This is a genomic window from Microcoleus sp. BM001215392 (assembly GCF_036700185.1).
GTDB lineage: Bacteria > Cyanobacteriota > Cyanobacteriia > Cyanobacteriales > Microcoleaceae > Microcoleus.
The window spans coordinates 1-2614 of record NZ_JAUBOJ010000143.1 but is presented as its reverse complement, the minus strand read 5'-3'; the positions used below and the strand labels follow the sequence as shown (position 1 = coordinate 2614).

Below are 2614 nucleotides of genomic sequence, written 5' to 3'. Positions count from 1 at the left end.
AAAGTATCTAACTTTTCCAAATGCAACTTAGCATCATCAGCACACATATTTGGTTCGCCAAGAGCCTCAAATATATCTCTCATAGCTGAGAGCATAACTTTTAATTCCAAATCTCCCTCTTCCTCTTCTCCAAAGATCAGAGAAAGGTAAGCAGCAGAATAATTGGGATCTTTGAGATTGGAAATTTTAAAGGGATGATAGCTATCACTAGCGGGCATTTTGGCGTCTTTCATAATCTCTCCAATATTTTTTAGCTTTGCTAATGTCTTCGTCTTGAGTGCTTTTATCCCCACCGCACAGCAGAAGCACGATCGCAGATCCCACTTGTCCAAAGTAGACTCGGTAGCCCGGGCCATAGTCGATTTTAAGTTCGCAAACTCCTTCGCCAACTGAGCGACAGTCTCCCAAATTGCCACTGCTAACCCGCTCCAGCCTCTTGTCAATCCTGATTTTAGCGTTAACATCTCGCAGAGAGCCAAACCATTCGGCAAATGGAACTGTGCCATTTTGTTTGATATAACGCTTAATCTCTCTAGGTTGCACTTCCATAATTTCAATTTTAGCGGCTCAGCACTCCAATCTTACAGTCGCGCCCGATCGCCCCTTGACTCCATGCGCTACAATTATTAAGAAATCTTTAGTTAAATCCGTTTAACGCTCCAGACGCATTATGAGTCTTCCCATTCGCAACGTTGCTATCATTGCTCACGTCGATCACGGCAAAACCACCCTTGTGGACGCTCTTCTCAGACAGTCCGGGGTCTTCCGCGAAGGGGAAGAAGTCCCAGATTGCGTCATGGACTCCAATGATATCGAGCGCGAGCGCGGCATTACCATCCTTTCCAAAAATACCGCCGTGCGGTACAAAGAAACCCTGATCAACATCGTCGATACCCCCGGACACGCGGACTTCGGCGGAGAAGTCGAACGAGTTCTCGGCATGGTAGACGGTTGTTTGCTAATCGTAGACGCCAACGAAGGCCCGATGCCGCAAACCCGCTTCGTGCTCAAAAAAGCCCTGGAAAAAGGACTGCGCCCGATCGTCTTTGTGAATAAGATCGATCGCGATCGAGCCGACCCCCACAAAGCCGTCGATAAAGTTTTGGATCTGTTCCTAGAACTAGGTGCTGACGACGATCAGTGCGAATTTCCCTATCTCTTCGGTTCCGGCTTAAGCGGTTACGCCAAAAAACACCTCGAAGACGAAGGGCTAGATATGAAGCCCCTGTTTGAAGAAATCCTCGACCACGTACCGCCCCCCGTAGGCGACCCCAACAAGCCGCTGCAACTGCAAGTAACCACCTTAGATTACTCAGAATACGTCGGTCGCATCGTCATCGGCCGCATCCACAACGGCACGATCAGAATCGGTCAACAAGCAGTTTTGATCACAGAAAGCGGCGCGCTTGTCAAATCAAAAATTAGTAAATTGATGGGCTTTGAAGGCCTGAAGCGGATTGATATCGCAGAATCTACTGCTGGTAATCTGGTCGCCGTTGCAGGTTTCGCTGATGCGTATATTGGCGAGACAATTACTTGTCCCAACGACCCGCAAGCGCTACCTTTAATCAAAGTAGACGAACCGACCTTGCAGATGACCTTCTCGGTAAATGACTCGCCGTTCTGCGGTCAAGAAGGAAGTTTGGTAACATCGCGACAAATTCGCGATCGACTAATGCGAGAACTCCAAACCAACGTCGCCTTGCGCGTCGAAGAAACCGAATCTCCCGACAAATTCCTCGTATCCGGCCGTGGCGAACTTCACCTCGGAATCCTGATCGAAAATATGCGCCGCGAAGGATACGAATTCCAAGTATCTCAACCGCAAGTAATCTTCCGCGAAGTCGGCGGTCGTCCCTGCGAACCCTTTGAATGTTTGGTCTTAGACGTACCCGAAGAAGCAGTCGGCGGCTGCATCGAACGCCTCGGTCAGCGGAAAGCAGAAATGCAAGATATGCACGTCAGCAGCACCGGCCGCACCCAAATCGAATTTTCAGTCCCCGCTCGCGGTTTGATTGGATTCCGAGGCGAGTTCATGCGCTTGACTCGCGGTGCTGGAATTATGAACCACAGCTTCCTCGACTATCGCCCCCTCGGCGGAGAAATTATCGCCCGTCGCAACGGAGTATTGATTTCCTTTGAAGAAGGAACTGCAACTACTTATTCACTGAAAAATGCTGAAGACCGCGGCGTATTTTTCATTACCCCCGGAACCAAGGTTTACAGAGGGATGATTATCGGAGAAAACAACCGAGATGAAGACATGGAGCTGAATATTTGCAAGTCGAAGCAGTTGACGAACCACCGCGCATCTGGCGGTGAAGAATTGGCTCAGTTGCAAGCGCCAGTCGATATGAGTTTGGAGCGCGCTTTGGAATACATCGGCCAGGATGAATTGGTGGAAGTAACGCCAAAATCAATTCGCTTGCGGAAGGTTTCTAAGAAGTTGGTGAAACGGTAAAACAAATTAAGGGCTGGTAATTTTGCCAGCCCTTAGTGTCAACTTCAAACTACTGTATTTAAAGGCAATATTAATTTTCATCGCAATCAAAAATAGGTAAAAACGATGTCAACAGTTTATCGTTTAAAAGCCAGCGAACTCGATCTTAATTTT

General features: G+C 48.3%; 2 protein-coding genes and 1 pseudogene. 1 reads left to right on the top strand and 2 read right to left on the bottom strand.

Annotation, left to right across the window (positions count from 1 at the left end; translation table 11 throughout):
* Together QT974_RS16650 and QT974_RS16645 are read right to left on the bottom strand one after the other, a co-directional pair.
* Nucleotides 1-233: pseudogene (locus tag QT974_RS16650) on the bottom strand (DNA-binding protein); the annotation flags it as partial.
* Nucleotides 208-549, bottom strand: a complete 342-nt coding sequence (locus tag QT974_RS16645; protein ID WP_333469555.1) for a type II toxin-antitoxin system RelE/ParE family toxin — start codon at nt 547-549, stop codon at nt 208-210. The pseudogene QT974_RS16650 and the gene QT974_RS16645, both read right to left, overlap by 26 nt.
* Before the next feature lie 121 nt (nt 550-670).
* Here QT974_RS16645 and typA point away from each other — a divergent pair, with 121 nt between their 5' ends.
* On the top strand, nt 671-2461 hold the full coding sequence (gene typA, locus QT974_RS16640; protein ID WP_333469554.1) for a translational GTPase TypA: 1791 nt from the start codon (nt 671-673) through the stop codon (nt 2459-2461).
* Nucleotides 2462-2614: the final 153 nt, after the last annotated feature.